Origin of the sequence: Rhizobium hidalgonense (assembly GCF_005862185.2) — a bacterium.
Classification (GTDB): domain Bacteria; phylum Pseudomonadota; class Alphaproteobacteria; order Rhizobiales; family Rhizobiaceae; genus Rhizobium; species Rhizobium hidalgonense.
In genome coordinates this window covers 739,251-753,328 of sequence record NZ_CP054027.1, presented here as the reverse complement: position 1 = coordinate 753,328, position 14,078 = coordinate 739,251, and the positions used below count along the sequence as shown (strand labels likewise).

The window sequence follows — 14,078 nt, the reverse complement described above, 5'->3', positions numbered from 1 at the left end:
GACGAGCTTTGTCCGCGACGGCGATTCTGAGACGCAGGAGAGTGGTTGGATATGCAGGATGGTCCCGGCCTGATGATGATCGTCCTCGGCCGTCTTTTGCTGGGCGGTCTCTATGTCGCTGGCGGCTTTCATCATTTTTTCGTCATCGTGCCACTGACCGACGCAATCGAGGCCCGCGGGATCCCGTTGGCGAAATGGGTGCTGCTCTCCGGCAGCCTGTTCCAGATCCTTGCCGGCACGCTGCTGATGCTGGGGCTCTTCGTCACGGCAGCGGCATTCGGTCTCATCGTCTTCACCCTTGCCGCTACGGTCATGCTGCTGAATTTCTGGGATATGCAGGGAACGGCCCGCGAAAGCGCGATCAATACCTGGAAAACCAACATGGCGATTATCGGCGGCCTGCTGATAACAGCCGCCGGCCCGATGTGACCCGCCTATGCCGCCGGTTCGCCATTCGCCCGCGCATGGGCGGCGTAGCGCGCCACGGCCGCTTCGACCTCCGCGTCGCGATCACCCGCCACCTGCACCGTCGGCACAGCGAATTCGATGCCATTTTCCTTGAAGGCATTGCGGATCATCGCCAGCGCATTGCGGCGGATGACGAATTGTTCGCCGGGCTTCGTCATCATCGACAGCCGGATTTCGATGGCGAATTCGCCGAACTGCTCGACACCCTTCATCTTCAGCGTCTCGATGATATGAGGGCCGAATTCCGGATTATCGAGCAGCGTCTGGCCGATCTGCTTGATCACCTTCTTCGCCTTGACGAGATCGGTGTCGTATTTGACGTTGAGGCTGATCTTGTCGATCGTCCAGTCGCGGTTGAGGTTCTTCACCGCGCCGAGTTCGCCGAACGGCACCGTCGTCAGCGGCCCGCGATGATGCCTGAGCTTCACCGAGCGCAGGCTGAAAGCCTCGACCACACCCTTGTGGCTGCCGCTTTCGATATATTCGCCGATGCGGAAAGCATCATCCCAGAGATAGAACATGCCGCTGATGACGTCCTTGACGATCGTCTGCGCGCCGAAGCCGACCGCGACGCCGACGACACCGGCGCCGGCGATCAGCGGCCCGATCTCGATGCCGAGGCCGGAGAGCACCATCAAAACCGCGATGACGGCGATGACGACGGCCAGGATATTCCGGAAGATCGGAAGCAGCGTCTGTATCCGGGCGCGTTTCGCCTTCTCCTCATCCGTCGCGCCCCCATCGAGCGGCGAGTCGAGCAGCTTTCCGTCGATAAAGGCTCTGACGACGTGCCAAAGCAGATCTGCAGCAAGCAGGATGACGATGCCACCGATGACGCCGCGAGCGATCTTGTCGACCATCGTGTCGCCGGCAGCCATCGTATCGGCGCCGACGCCGAGCATACGCCCGAGCCAGACGGCGGCAACGGCAATGATCAACGCCCGCACGCCCCGGTCGAGCAGAACGGTCGCAATGCGGCGCGTCGCCAGGAAGCTCGCTTCGGTCTGCTGCAGTGATTTCACCGCCAGCGTCGAAACGGCAAGCACGCGCGGCAGGAGCAGCACATAGATGCCGAGCCAGAGAAGCCAGTTGAAGCCTGCGACCCAAAGGCTCCAGAGCAGCAGGAAATAAACGGTGAGTGCCCAGGAGATCCCGTGACCGCGCTTCTCATCCTTGTGCGGCCGCGACCAGACCGCTTCGATCGCGATCAGCAGCAAGCCGATACCGAGGATGTAGCCGACGAGGAGCCGCGCACTCGGGGAATAGGCGAGCGGCTCCATCGATTGGATCGCCGCCCAGCCAAGCATGAAATAGATGACGAAGGTCGCGCAGCGACGGTACCAGAAGAGCGCAACGGCACGCCCCGGCATGGTGGGAGCGGTTATGCCCTGCCGTTCTTCCTCGGTCCGCGCCAAGCCGATGAGATCGACCAGCACACCGCCGAGACAGATCGTGAAGCGTTGAACGACGAGCGCGACGACGCAGACGATCGCTATGCTCTGGCTGAGCGGTGGCCAGCCGAGGCTGAGCAGCGCAAGCACGGTTGCCGCCGCGAAGATCAAAGCCGGGATGACCCGCGGCGCCAGATGCATGCCGGCCATCGCAGCCAGCCGACGACGGCGGCGGCGGAAGGCATAGCGGGCAATGCTCTCGACAATCGCGCCGACCAGGAAGATCGCCAGGAATTGCGCCACCATGCGCGGCCAGCCATTGGCGGCGATTTCGCCGAAGAACAGCGATGACGCGTTGCCGACCTGAGAGGGTAAAGTCATCGCCGCATCGGAAACCATCGAGACATGTCGGCGGGCATGCTGCAGCAGACCTGACAGGACCGACATCTGGTCCGCACCGGCAGAAGCGCCGGCAGGTGTCGTCGCCATCTGCGTCGCCATCCACTGTTTGACTTCGGGCGTCTGCATGAGTTGCATCATCTCACGCACCTGCGCCGGCGGGGCGGCCGCGGTCGGCAACTGCGCCGGCGATGTCTGTGCAATGCTTGGCGAGGCCACCCCAAGCAGCACGACCAGTGCCAGTATTCCTGACATGGCGGCCTTCAACACCCCTGTCCCGCTACGCTCCATCACCGCCCTCCAATGGAGTGTCGGCCACTTGGACGAAGCAGCCCTGACATTTCCCGTTCGGCAATGGATACTCGCGACCGCTGCCGCCAGCAAGCGGTAGCAACCCCATACCGAGGGCTAGGAAGGTTGAGGCGCCTCCCTGTATGGAAGGCGCCGAAAGCCTCTGCCCGTCAGGATTTGGCAGCCGGCTTTTCCACGTGGCCGCCGAAGCCCGCGCGCATCGCCGACAGGACCTTATTGGCGAATTCGTCATTGTCGCGCGAGGAGAAGCGGCCGTAGAGCGCAGCACTCAGCACCGGCGTCGGCACGCTTTCGTCGATCGCCGCCATGATCGTCCAACGGCCTTCGCCGCTGTCGGAGACGCGGCCGGCATATTTCGACAGTGCCGGATCGGCATGCAGCGCATCAGCCGTGAGATCGAGCAGCCAGGAGGTGATGACGCTGCCGCGGCGCCAGACTTCGGAGACGTCCTGCAGATTGAAGTCGTATTGGAAATGTTCGGGATGGGCGAGCGGCGCGGTTTCCGCATCGGCCACATGCGAAGCAGCCCCGATATTGGCGTGTTTCAGGATATTGAGACCTTCGGCATAGGCGGCCATCAGGCCGTATTCGATACCGTTGTGCACCATCTTGACGAAATGGCCGGCACCATGTGGACCGCAATGCAGGTAACCCTGTTCGGCGGTGCTCGCCGCAGCGGCTTCCGCGCTGCGGTTCGGCGAAGCTTCCGTCGTGCCGACGCCGGGCGCCAGCGCCGCGAAAATCGGCGAAAGGTGCTGGACAGTGCCCTTCTCGCCGCCGATCATCAGGCAGTAGCCGCGCTCCAGGCCGAAGACCCCGCCGCTGGTGCCGACATCGACATAATGAATGCCCTTGGTGATCAGTTCTGCGCCGCGGCGGATATCGTCGTGGTAATAGGAGTTGCCGCCGTCGATGACGATATCGCCGTTTTCAAGCAGCGGCACCAGGCTCGCCAGCACCTTGTCGACGATTGCCGCCGGCAGCATCAACCAGATGGCTCTGGGATGGCTGAGCTTCGAGACGAATTCTTCGAGCGAAGCACTGCCGGTCGCGCCGAGGCCGGCGAGTTCGGCAACGCTTTCCGGCCTGGTGTCGTAGACGACGCACTCATGACCACCCCGCATCAAGCGCTGGACCATATAATTGCCCATGCGGCCCAAACCGACCATGCCAAGCTGCATAACGAAATCTCCTGAAATCCGAGATGAAGTATCGAATCCGGAAATTAGCACCCGCAGTGTGACAGGCAAGCGAAGTCTCGTCCCCATCGACACATGCGACGATTGCGCCGCCGATCTCCTTGATGCCTGACTTGCTGGTTAGGCATCCGGCGCGCTGGCCGGCTCTCCCTTCATTTCGCTGAGGAACATGCCCTCGCGCAGATTGATGCCGTATTCGACGAAGGCCTTCATGCTGCAAAGCATCTGCGTCCAGCCCTCGCAGTTGAGATAGGTGCCGCGCCGGCCGGCCTCATCCTCGCGCCAGCCGTTTTCGGCAATCGTCACCAGCGTGCCGCCATCTTCCAGCGGTTTGAAGTTCATCTCCACCAGCGTCTTGTATCTCGTCTTGTCCTCAGCCGTGCCGCCGTCCCAGCGGAGCACGATGCGGCTTTCCGGCACCAGCTCGACCACTTCGACCGGCGCGTCTTTCCACCAGGTCACCGTCGTGCCCTGGACGAGCGGCGCGCTCGCCCCGCCGATCGTGGTGAAATAGCTGCTGAGCTTCTTCGGGTTGACGACGGCATCGAACACTTCTGCGACGGGGCGGCCGATGCGGCCGGAAACACGGATTCCGAGAGACATGATACTTCTCCTCTTCTCCATTGCACCTGGGATCATTATGTTATAAAAACATAACATGTCAAGCGAATCGAGAGACGACCCCGTTTTCAAGGCACTGGCGCATCATCGCCGCCGCGAAATCCTCGACCTGCTCAAGGATGCCCCCCGCACGACAGGGGCGCTCTGCGATATGTTTCCGCAGATGGACCGCTGCACGGTGATGCAGCATCTGAAGGTGCTTGAAGACGCCGATCTGGTCGTCGCCAGGAAGGAGGGCCGCGAACGCTGGAACCACCTGAACAGCCTGCCGATCAAGCAAATCTACGATCGCTGGATCAGCGCCTATGCCGGCCATGCGCTGTCGATCCTCGACCGGCTGAGAAGCGATCTCGAAGGCCAGCCGGAATAAACATCCGTCTGCCGGACCGACTTGCCTGCTGGCTCGCCGAAACCCTATGCTGGCCGAAAAGATGGGATGCAGCGCAGATGACGATATTGGGGTCAGGCATTCGCCGCATGCGGCTGCTGCGTAGCATGAAGCAGCAGCATCTCGCCGAACTCCTCGGCGTCAACCAGGCGACTGTTTCGCGTTGGGAGCAGGATCAGCTCTCCCTCTCACCGCAGCAGGCCGTCAGGCTGGAGCGGATTTTTTCCTCGTCGCAACATGCCGCAGCCGATACAGCGCTCAAGCGGCTGGTCGAGGATTCCGTCCGGCCGGTGCATCTGATCTGCGACGTCAGCCACCGGCTGCTGTCCGCCTCCCGCCCGCGCCTGGCGGAATGGCGCGCACCGCTCGCCGCCTTTCTCGGCCGCTCGCTTTTCTCTTACGCATCCGCTGAAATCGCCGCCACCGAACAGTCTCTAGACGAGCGTGGCTGGCATGAAGGCAGGCTCCTGTCGCTGACGTTCGAAACCAGCGCCAATGACGATGCATCGATGCCGATCGCAGCCGGCCGGGTGACCTGGGAGCGGATCACCCTTTCCGACGGCAGCGCCGGCCGGCTCGTCACGACAATCGACTGAGCCTGCAGCTTTCCTGCATTGCCATGCATAATTTATGCGTTGTGCCCATACACCGGCCTTTATAGCGTCCACCGCCGAAGAGTGAGGAGAGGATGCGATGACGATACTGGTGACGGGAAGTGCGGGGCATCTCGGCGAGGCGCTGGTACGCACCTTGAGAGGCAGAGCCGCTGGGCGCGCGGTATCGATATCAAACCCTCGGCCTTCACCGACAGGATCGGATCGATCGGCGACCGCGACTTCGTCAGGCAGGCGATGTCAGGCATCAGCCACGTCATCCATGCCGCGACGCTGCACAAGCCGCATGTCGCGACGCACGGCAATCGCGATTTCCTCGACACCAATGTCGGCGGCACGATGAACTTGCTCGAAGAGGCCGCCGCCGCTGGCGTTTCAAGCTTCGTCTTCACCAGCACCACCAGCGCCTTCGGTGCAGCATTGACGCCGGCCGAAGGCGAACCCGCAGCATGGGTCACCGAGGACGTGCTTCCTATAGCGAGGAACATCTATGGCGTGACGAAACTCGCCGCCGAAGGCGTCTGCGAACTCTTCGCCCGCAAATCCCGTCTCCCCGTCGTCATCCTCAGGACCTCGCGTTTCTTTCCCGAAAGCGATGACGATCCCGGCATCCGCAACGGATACTCGGCCGAAAATGCGCAGGGCAACGAGCTGCTTCATCGCCGCGTCGATATCAGTGATGTGGTCGGCGCCCATTTGCTGGCGCTCGAAAGGGCGCCGGCCATCGGCTTCGGCCGCTACATCGTCTCGGCCACGACGCCCTTTTCGTCAGGCGATCTCGCAGCACTCCGGCGAGACGCCCCCGCAGTCGTCGAACGGCTCTTTCCGGGTGCCGGGGCTCTCTATGCCGGACGCGGCTGGAAGATGTTCCTCACGCTCGATCGCGTCTATGTCAACGAACGCGCAAGGCGCGAACTTGGCTGGCAGCCGCGGTATGATTTCCGCTTCCTGCTCGATTGCCTGCGTGAGAACCGTGAATGGCGAAGCCCGCTGGCGCTCGACGTCGGCGCCAAGGGTTATCACGAGGAAGTCTTTGCCGAAGGACCTTATCCAGTCGACCAACGTCAATAGATCCGTGAGGGTGGGAGGAACCAATCTAAGACACACGAGATCGCATCCGCCCGCCGATCGGCGTTATCGTTGGCTAGATGAGGGAAAGGTGCGATCCACGACCACCGATGGAGGTTTACGATCCTGGGTGCCTACAAACGTAGGTGGGCGCCGTGTGTCCAGGCCCACGGGCCTGACCAGGGACAGCTCCCTTTGGATCGAGTATGGCCCCAGGGATTGTGGTTCCTGTCGAGAGGCGCAGACCGCATCGCGATATATAAGGTCGTTTGCGCCGACACGCCAGTGGCCACTGCAAGTCGGGCTTATTTAATTGAGATTAGTTGAGTTCGGGGCCGGGCCGGCCGTTCAGCTTGTCAGTGATGCCGCGGATGCGGGTTGAAACCTCACTGAGCGCCGCCGCCAGATTTTCTTCGGTACGGGCGGTGGCCGCAAGCACCGTGTCGCGGTTGCCGCGCAAAGACTCCAGTTCGGATTCCAGCCCGGCGACGCGGCGCGTCAGTTCGGCAATCTCGTCCACAATCATGATACCGGCCATCACCGTGATCCTGAGATCGCCGATTTCCCCGAACTGCCCCTTGAGATGGCCGACATAGCGGTCGAAACGGGTGGCGAGATCGGTCAGGTGATCCTCCTGCCCTTCCTCGCAGGCCATGCGATACGCCTTGCCGTCGATCGTTACCGTCACCTGCGCCATAGCAAACTCTCTTTATGAGAGCATGATGCCGAAAAGTGTGCGCTGTTTTCGGACATCATCATGCTCAAACTCTTAAATTAGAACAGGATTTCTGATTTTGGGCCAACCTGGCCCAAAAATCATCCTGTCCTAGCGATCCAGAACCGCGCGGATCGTTTCCATGGCCGTCACCAGCCGCCGCGATACCTCGCGGTTGACTTCCTCAAGCCGGTTGGCGCGGAATTCGGCTTGGTCGAGCTCCTGCGCCAGCCGGGAGCGATCGGCGTGCACGCGCCGCACCTCGCCCTCGATCTCGCCCTGCTCGCGCTCCCGCTCGACGCGCACGTCGACGGCGTTTTCGAGGCTCGAAATCGCCTGTCTCAATTCGTTGAGCGCTGCTTCCATGGTTTTGCCTGTGGGCATCATGCTTTCCCGAGTCTCGCGCAGGATCCGCGAATCGGCACGCCGCGCCGATCCTGCGATTTCAAAAGGATATGCAGCTCGCCGACGGCCCGTCAATAAATCCTGTCACTTGCCCACCGGCCTATCTTGTGGATGAGCGTTTTAGATATCCTCGCCACACAAGATTTGTCTTTTGTACAATCGCGCGATCAAATGTCAAAAATCGCGGCGGCCGGCCCGGATTTGGCGTCCCATTTATTGACTTGCCAGCGCCAACTGCTATGTGTCTGCCGCTTTCACTCGATGGTCTTGGAGGCTCGAGGCCATCCCCCGACACCCGGAACTTGCGGAAAAGCCATGACCTCTCCCGAACAACATGACCGGATGGCGAATGCGATCCGTTTCCTCGCCATGGACGCCGTCGAAAAGGCGAACTCCGGTCACCCGGGCATGCCGATGGGCATGGCCGATGTGGCAACGGTCCTGTTCACCAAATATCTGAAGTTTGATCCGAAGAAGCCGCACTGGCCGAACCGCGATCGCTTCGTACTCTCGGCCGGCCATGGCTCGATGCTGCTCTATTCACTGCTCTATTTGACCGGTTATCCCGATATGACGGTCGAAGATCTGAAGCAGTTCCGTCAGCTCGGTTCGAAAACCGCCGGCCATCCGGAATATGGTCACGCCACCGGCATCGAGACGACGACCGGTCCGCTCGGCCAGGGCATTGCCAATTCCGTCGGCATGGCGATTGCCGAACGCAAGCTGCGCGAGGAGTTCGGCTCCGATCTTCAGGATCACTATACCTATGCGATCTGCGGCGACGGCTGCCTGATGGAGGGCATCAGCCATGAAGCCATCGCGCTCGCCGGCCACCTGAAGCTGAACAAGCTCATCCTGTTCTGGGACAACAACTCGATCACCATCGACGGCGCTGTGTCTCTCTCGGACTCGACCGATCAGATCGCCCGCTTCAAGGCCGTTCACTGGAACACGATCGAACTCGACGGTCACGATCAGGCTGCCATTGCCGCCGCTATCGAGGCTGCTCACAACTCCGACCGCCCCACCTTCATCGCCTGCAAGACGATCATCGGCTTCGGCGCGCCGAACAAGCAGGGCACGCACAAGGTCCATGGCAACCCGCTCGGCGCCGAGGAAATCGCCGCCACCCGCAAGGCGCTGAACTGGGAATACGAACCATTCGTCGTCCCGTCGGATGTCTTGGACAGCTGGCGCGCCGCCGGAGCCCGCTCCGTCGATCTCGTCAAGGCATGGGAAGATGGCCTCGCCAACGCCCCCGCCAAGGCTGAGTTTAGCCGCCGCATGGCAGGCCAACTGCCGGAAGGTTTCGACGCCGCGATCAGCGCCTATAAGAAGAAGCTCGCCGAGACCAAGCCGACTGTTGCCACCCGCAAGGCTTCGGAAGACGCGCTTGAGGTCATCAACGGCTTCCTGCCGGAAACGCTCGGCGGCTCCGCCGACCTGACGCCGTCAAACAACACCAAGACCAGCCAGATGCACTCGATCACGCCGACGGATTTCGCCGGCCGGTACATGCATTGGGGTATCCGTGAGCACGGAATGGCCTCTGCCATGAACGGCATCGCGCTGCATGGCGGCCTCATTCCCTATAGCGGCGGCTTCCTGATCTTCTCGGATTATTGCCGGCCGCCGATCCGCCTCGCTTCGCTGATGGGCATCCGCGTCATCCACGTCCTGACGCATGACTCGATCGGCGTCGGCGAAGACGGCCCGACGCACCAGCCGGTCGAACAGCTCGCCGGTCTGCGCGCCATCCCGAACCTGATGGTCTTCCGCCCGGCCGACGCCACGGAAACGGCGGAATGCTGGCAGATCGCCGTCAAGACGCACAACCGTCCGTCCGGCCTTGCCTTGACGCGCCAGAACCTCACGGCAACCCGCACCGAATACAGCGAAAAGAACCTCTGCGAACAGGGTGCTTATACGCTGGCCGGCGATGCCGACGCCAAGGTGACGATCTTCGCCTCCGGCTCGGAAGTCGAAATCGCCGTTGCCGCCCGCGCAGCCCTCGAAGCCAAGGGTGTCACGGTGCGCGTCGTATCGGTTCCCTGCACGGAACTGTTCTTCGAGCAGCCGGACGCCTACCGCAAGGAAATCCTTGGCAACTCGTCGGTCAAGATCGCCGTCGAAGCCGCCGTCCGCGAAGGCTGGGATGCTTTCATCGGACCGGAAGGCACTTTCATCGGCATGAAGGGCTTCGGCGCTTCCGGCCCGGTGAAGGATGTTTACAAGCATTTCGGCATCACTGCCGACGCCGTCGTTGCGGCCGCGGAAGCAAAGCTTTAATGAGGGCGCCTTGAGGCGCTCTCCATCTCCTCAATTCCAGGCCCTTTCTATCGGGCTCTATTCTATCGGGAGTGAATGAACATGACAGTCAAGGTTGCCATCAACGGTTTCGGCCGCATCGGCCGCAACGTCCTGCGCGCTATCGTCGAATCCGGCCGTACCGACATCGAAGTCGTCGCCATCAACGACCTCGGCCCGGTCGAAACCAACGCCCACCTGCTGCGCTACGACTCCATCCACGGTCGTTTCCCGGCAACCGTGAAGGTCGAGGGTGACACGATCATCGTCGGCAACTCCAAGCCGATCAAGGTCACGGCGATCAAGGATCCGGCAACGCTGCCGCACCGCGAGCTCGGCGTCGACATCGCGATGGAATGCACGGGCATCTTCACGGCACGTGACAAGGCCGCCGCTCACCTGACAGCCGGCGCCAAGCGGGTCATCGTTTCGGCGCCTGCAGACGGGGCCGACCTCACGGTCGTCTTCGGCGTTAATCATGACCAGCTCACCAAGGAGCACATGGTCATTTCCAACGCGTCCTGCACCACCAACTGCCTGGTGCCTGTTGTGAAGGTTCTCGACGACGCCGTCGGCATCGACCACGGCTTCATGACGACCATCCACTCCTACACCGGCGACCAGCCGACGCTCGACACGATGCACAAGGACCTGTATCGCGCCCGCGCCGCCGCCCTCTCGATGATTCCGACCTCGACGGGCGCTGCCAAGGCCGTCGGCCTCGTTCTGCCGCATCTGAAGGGCAAGCTCGACGGCACCTCGATCCGCGTTCCGACCCCGAACGTTTCCGTCGTCGACTTCAAGTTCGTCGCCAAGAAGGCGACCAGCATCGGCGAAATCAACGAAGCCATCCAGGCAGCTGCAAACGGCAAGCTGAAGGGCATCCTCGGCTACACCGACGAGCCGCTTGTCTCGCGCGACTTCAACCACGACAGCCACTCCTCGATCTTCGCAACGGATCAGACCAAGGTCATGGAAGGCAACTTCGTGCGCGTTCTGTCCTGGTACGACAACGAGTGGGGCTTCTCCAGCCGCATGTCCGACACAGCAGTCGCTTTCGCCAAGCTCATCTGAGTGCTCTCACAGCATCGACAGACAAGCGGCCCGGGAAACCGGGCCGCTTTTTTTGGCATGCGCAAACGAAGCCGCTCCTTCCCCGGACTGCTATCTTTTCGTCCATTGCCGGGATGAGATCTGTTAGGATAACTCGACTGGGCATTCGAAAATGCCCAGTTTCCTCGCGCCGCATCGGGCCACCGGCCAGGCGCGGAACGCCAATACCGTGCGGCAGCTGTCGCCAATATGAGAGAGATGGATGGATTACTTTACCGTAGAAATCGCCGGCCGCGCCGTTGCCAGCTTTCGCTCCGAAAATCATGAGGATGCGACGCATTTCTTCGAGGCGGAAGACTTCCGCGACGACCTGACCATCCTGGAGTCCGAGGGTAAGCCCCTGTGGGACCGCAAGGCCGCGCTCAGCCTGCGCAAGGCGACCGCCGAAGAAGCAAGCGAAGTCGAACATGCCTATGAATTCGACGACGACCCCGAACGGACCATCGAGGACGAGTTCGTCGTTTTCCTCGTGCCGGTCGCGGATCTGACCGACGAGGGCGAGGACACCGAAGACTGATTCCGGCTTTGAAAGCCACACCGAAGCGACGGGTTCGGTGTGGCGTTGCCGCTCGCAGGCAGGGCTGGATGACGGGTTGGCAATCCGCTGACCAAGCGTGATAGATTGAGGATATGCGCAACGCTGCACAATGGTTGAAATGAATTAAGTGAGGCGATAAATGGCAGAGGCACAAAAACGCTTGTCCCACTCCACCCTCAAGCGGCGGCAGCGGTTTCACCGCAAGCGGGACGTCAGACCTGCCGTACTGGCAAAGGCTAATCGTCTGGTCATTTGGGTTGCCGCCTTCATCGGTCTTTCGTTCCTCGCCATCGTTACGCTCCAGGCAGTGTTGGGATAGCAGAGCGGCGGACCGGCAGGAAAAATCCGTGCCTGTCTCTTTTGCCCTGCTCTCGCCTGATTTTCCTATACATTCTTTATAGAGATTTTCTCCCGTAGCATTCCGTGTCGGCTGGCCCTCCGGCAGCCGTTCAGCAGCATGATGCAGCATCGCGACGAGGTTAAGCCGCAAGGCCTACCCTTCTCTGACGTTTTGCCGTTTACTGATGGACCGCCGCGCGTGAGGAGAAGTTGGATGAAGGCGGATCGGCCGGCTGGCCGCATACGTGAAGCAGTCGATGGAAAGGGGTGGGCATGGAAGCGTTCTACATCGTGGTGCTGGTCTCGACGGCGCTCGTGCTTCTTGCCGCTTTTTCAAGCCTGCTCGCCTTCCGCTTCGGCGCCCCGCTGCTACTGCTTTTCCTGATGATCGGCCTTGCCGCCGGCGTCGACGGCCTTGGCATCGAGTTCAGCAACAATTACCTCGCCTATATTCTCGGCTCCATCGCGCTGGCCGTCATCCTGTTTGATTCCGGCTTCGGCACGCCGATGCAGGCTTTTCGGCTGGCGGCCGTGCCCTCGCTGGCTCTCGCCTCGGTCGGGGTGCTGATCACCGCCTCGCTCTTTGCCGTCGCCGCCATGTGGCTTTTGAATTTCACCTGGCTGGAAGGCCTGCTGCTCGGTTCGATCGTCGCATCGACCGATGCCGCCGCCGTCTTCTTCCTGCTGCGCATCGGCGGCATCAACATCCGCGATAAGGTGCGATCGACGCTGGAGGTCGAATCCGGCACCAACGATCCCATGGCAATCTTCCTGACCATCGCCCTTGTCGAGGTGCTGGCAAGCGGCGAGGGTTACGCCGGTATCAATATCGGCATGCTCGCCATGTTCGTCCAGCAGATGGGGCTCGGCGTCATTCTCGGCCTGCTCGGCGGCATGATGATCGTGCTGATCGTCAGCAAGCTCGACACGGACCGCGGCCTGACGCCGATCTTCGTGCTGGCGCTCGCCCTGCTCGTCTTTTCCTTCACGGGTGCTGTCGGCGGCAGCGGCTTCCTCGCCGTCTATGTCGCCGGCATTTATGCCGGAAACCGCAAGATGCAGGCGATCGGCACCATCAAGCGCTTCCAGGACGGCATGACCTGGCTGGCGCAGATCATCATGTTCCTGGTGCTCGGCCTGCTCGCCACGCCGTCGCAATTCCCTGTGATCATCGTGCCGGCCATTCTGCTTGCCCTATTCCTGATCTTCATCGCCCGACCGCTGGCGATCTGGCTGTCGCTGCTTCCCTTCGATTATACGCAGCAGGAAATCGGCTTTGTCGCCTGGGTCGGCTTGCGCGGAGCGGTCTCCATCCTGCTTGCCATCATGCCGATCCTCGGCGGCCTGGAAAACGGCCAGATCTATTTCAACACGGCCTTCATCATCGTGCTGGTCTCCCTGCTCCTGCAGGGCTGGACGATCAAGCCCGTCGCCAAGAAACTCGGCCTGATCATTCCGCCCCGCATCGGCGCCGTCGACAAGGTCGAGGTCGACCTGCCGGGCGCTGCCAACCACGAACTGCTCTCCTACCGCGTCATCAAGGACAGCCCGGTGCTGCGCGGCGAGCGCATTCCGCGCTGGGCTTCCCCATCGCTGGTCATCCGCGACGGCAAGTCGATGCGCTACCAATATGCCGGGCGGCTGCGCGAGAACGATCTCGTCTATCTCTTCATCGTGCCGAGCTATTCGCGTCTGCTCGACCGGCTCTTCGCCAGCCGTGCGCCGGTCGATGAGGACGATGCCGAATTCTTCGGGGCCTTCGCGCTCTCTCCGGCCCGTCCCGCCGCTGATCTCGACGCCGCCTACGGTCCCGGCCTGCTCAACGAATCCGAAAAAGGCCTGACGATTGCCGAACTCATGCGCCAGCGTCTCGGCGGCAAGGCCGATTATGCCGACCGCGTCCGCCTCGGATCGATCATTCTCATTGTCCGCGATCTCGATGAGCACGACCACATTACCTCGGTCGGCATGTCGCTCGAGGCGGTCGAACCGGCGATCACGCTGCCGATCTTCATCAATCTCAAGGACATTACAGAGCGGGTCCGCGAACGGCTGAAGGGGCGCCAGAGGCGGGAGGCGGCGACCTCCGAAGCCGCTCCGAAAGCAGCGGCCGGACGCACCGAAGGCACACACGAAAACGGTCGCTGAACGCCTTGCGTCTCGAATGATCCTTGCTATGGTCGGCGCAATTTCCGCCAACC

13 protein-coding genes, 1 other RNA gene and 1 pseudogene are annotated in these 14,078 nt (G+C 61.7%); 9 read left to right on the top strand and 6 right to left on the bottom strand.

From position 1 onward, the window contains the following. The first annotated feature begins 51 nt into the window (after positions 1 to 51). On the top strand, positions 52 to 429 hold the full coding sequence (locus FFM81_RS03530; RefSeq protein WP_138385368.1) for a DoxX family protein: 378 nt from the start codon (positions 52 to 54) through the stop codon (positions 427 to 429). A 5-nt stretch (positions 430 to 434) separates the two neighbouring features. On the opposite strand, the gene FFM81_RS03525 is transcribed toward FFM81_RS03530, so the two are convergent. From FFM81_RS03525 to FFM81_RS03515, 3 genes are all read right to left on the bottom strand, one after another. Then, positions 435 to 2,549 carry a mechanosensitive ion channel family protein gene (locus FFM81_RS03525; protein WP_003566376.1) on the bottom strand — a complete coding sequence of 705 codons (2,115 nt, stop codon included), beginning with the start codon at positions 2,547 to 2,549 and terminating at the stop codon, positions 435 to 437. A 170-nt stretch (positions 2,550 to 2,719) separates the two neighbouring features. Further along, positions 2,720 to 3,751 (bottom strand): phosphogluconate dehydrogenase (NAD(+)-dependent, decarboxylating), encoded by a 1,032-nt coding sequence (gene gnd / locus FFM81_RS03520; RefSeq protein WP_003566378.1) that lies wholly within the window; start codon positions 3,749 to 3,751, stop codon positions 2,720 to 2,722. 138 nt (positions 3,752 to 3,889) lie between these two features. Then, a complete protein-coding gene (locus FFM81_RS03515; protein ID WP_003566380.1) occupies positions 3,890 to 4,372 on the bottom strand; it encodes an SRPBCC domain-containing protein in 483 nt (160 codons plus the stop codon). 55 nt (positions 4,373 to 4,427) lie between these two features. Here FFM81_RS03515 and FFM81_RS03510 point away from each other — a divergent pair, with 55 nt between their 5' ends. From FFM81_RS03510 to FFM81_RS03500, 3 genes and pseudogenes are all read left to right on the top strand, one after another. Continuing rightward, positions 4,428 to 4,760 (top strand): ArsR/SmtB family transcription factor, encoded by a 333-nt coding sequence (locus tag FFM81_RS03510; RefSeq protein ID WP_003566382.1) that lies wholly within the window; start codon positions 4,428 to 4,430, stop codon positions 4,758 to 4,760. Between the two features lie 77 nt (positions 4,761 to 4,837). Beyond that, positions 4,838 to 5,374 carry a helix-turn-helix transcriptional regulator gene (locus tag FFM81_RS03505; protein WP_138385349.1) on the top strand — a complete coding sequence of 179 codons (537 nt, stop codon included), beginning with the start codon at positions 4,838 to 4,840 and terminating at the stop codon, positions 5,372 to 5,374. Between the two features lie 97 nt (positions 5,375 to 5,471). Next, positions 5,472 to 6,463: pseudogene (locus tag FFM81_RS03500) on the top strand (NAD-dependent epimerase/dehydratase family protein). Between the two features lie 88 nt (positions 6,464 to 6,551). On the opposite strand, the gene ssrS reads toward FFM81_RS03500, so the two are convergent. The 3 genes from ssrS to FFM81_RS03485 all read right to left on the bottom strand — a co-directional run bounded on the left by ssrS (position 6,552) and on the right by FFM81_RS03485 (position 7,562). After that, a non-coding RNA gene (gene ssrS / locus FFM81_RS03495) (6S RNA) lies at positions 6,552 to 6,710 on the bottom strand. Positions 6,711 to 6,779: 69 nt separating this feature from the next. Further along, entirely contained in the window at positions 6,780 to 7,157 is a 378-nt protein-coding gene (locus FFM81_RS03490) for a cell division protein ZapA (protein ID WP_003566385.1), read from the bottom strand. Between the two features lie 129 nt (positions 7,158 to 7,286). Further along, positions 7,287 to 7,562 carry a DUF4164 domain-containing protein gene (locus FFM81_RS03485; protein ID WP_037091544.1) on the bottom strand — a complete coding sequence of 92 codons (276 nt, stop codon included), beginning with the start codon at positions 7,560 to 7,562 and terminating at the stop codon, positions 7,287 to 7,289. A gap of 333 nt (positions 7,563 to 7,895) precedes the next feature. Between FFM81_RS03485 and tkt the strand changes: the two genes are divergently transcribed. The 5 genes from tkt to FFM81_RS03460 all read left to right on the top strand — a co-directional run bounded on the left by tkt (position 7,896) and on the right by FFM81_RS03460 (position 14,025). Then, a complete protein-coding gene (gene tkt / locus FFM81_RS03480; RefSeq protein ID WP_138385348.1) occupies positions 7,896 to 9,869 on the top strand; it encodes a transketolase in 1,974 nt (657 codons plus the stop codon). Between the two features lie 81 nt (positions 9,870 to 9,950). Next, entirely contained in the window at positions 9,951 to 10,961 is a 1,011-nt protein-coding gene (gap, locus tag FFM81_RS03475; protein ID WP_097533215.1) for a type I glyceraldehyde-3-phosphate dehydrogenase, read from the top strand. A gap of 241 nt (positions 10,962 to 11,202) precedes the next feature. Next, positions 11,203 to 11,517: a hypothetical protein gene (locus FFM81_RS03470; RefSeq protein ID WP_025417010.1), complete on the top strand. Its 315-nt coding sequence runs from the start codon at positions 11,203 to 11,205 to the stop codon at positions 11,515 to 11,517. A gap of 160 nt (positions 11,518 to 11,677) precedes the next feature. Further along, positions 11,678 to 11,857, top strand: coding sequence for a hypothetical protein (locus FFM81_RS03465; RefSeq protein ID WP_003566395.1), 180 nt, complete (start codon positions 11,678 to 11,680; stop codon positions 11,855 to 11,857). A 293-nt stretch (positions 11,858 to 12,150) separates the two neighbouring features. After that, positions 12,151 to 14,025 carry a potassium/proton antiporter gene (locus tag FFM81_RS03460; protein ID WP_025417011.1) on the top strand — a complete coding sequence of 625 codons (1,875 nt, stop codon included), beginning with the start codon at positions 12,151 to 12,153 and terminating at the stop codon, positions 14,023 to 14,025. Positions 14,026 to 14,078 lie beyond the last annotated feature (53 nt).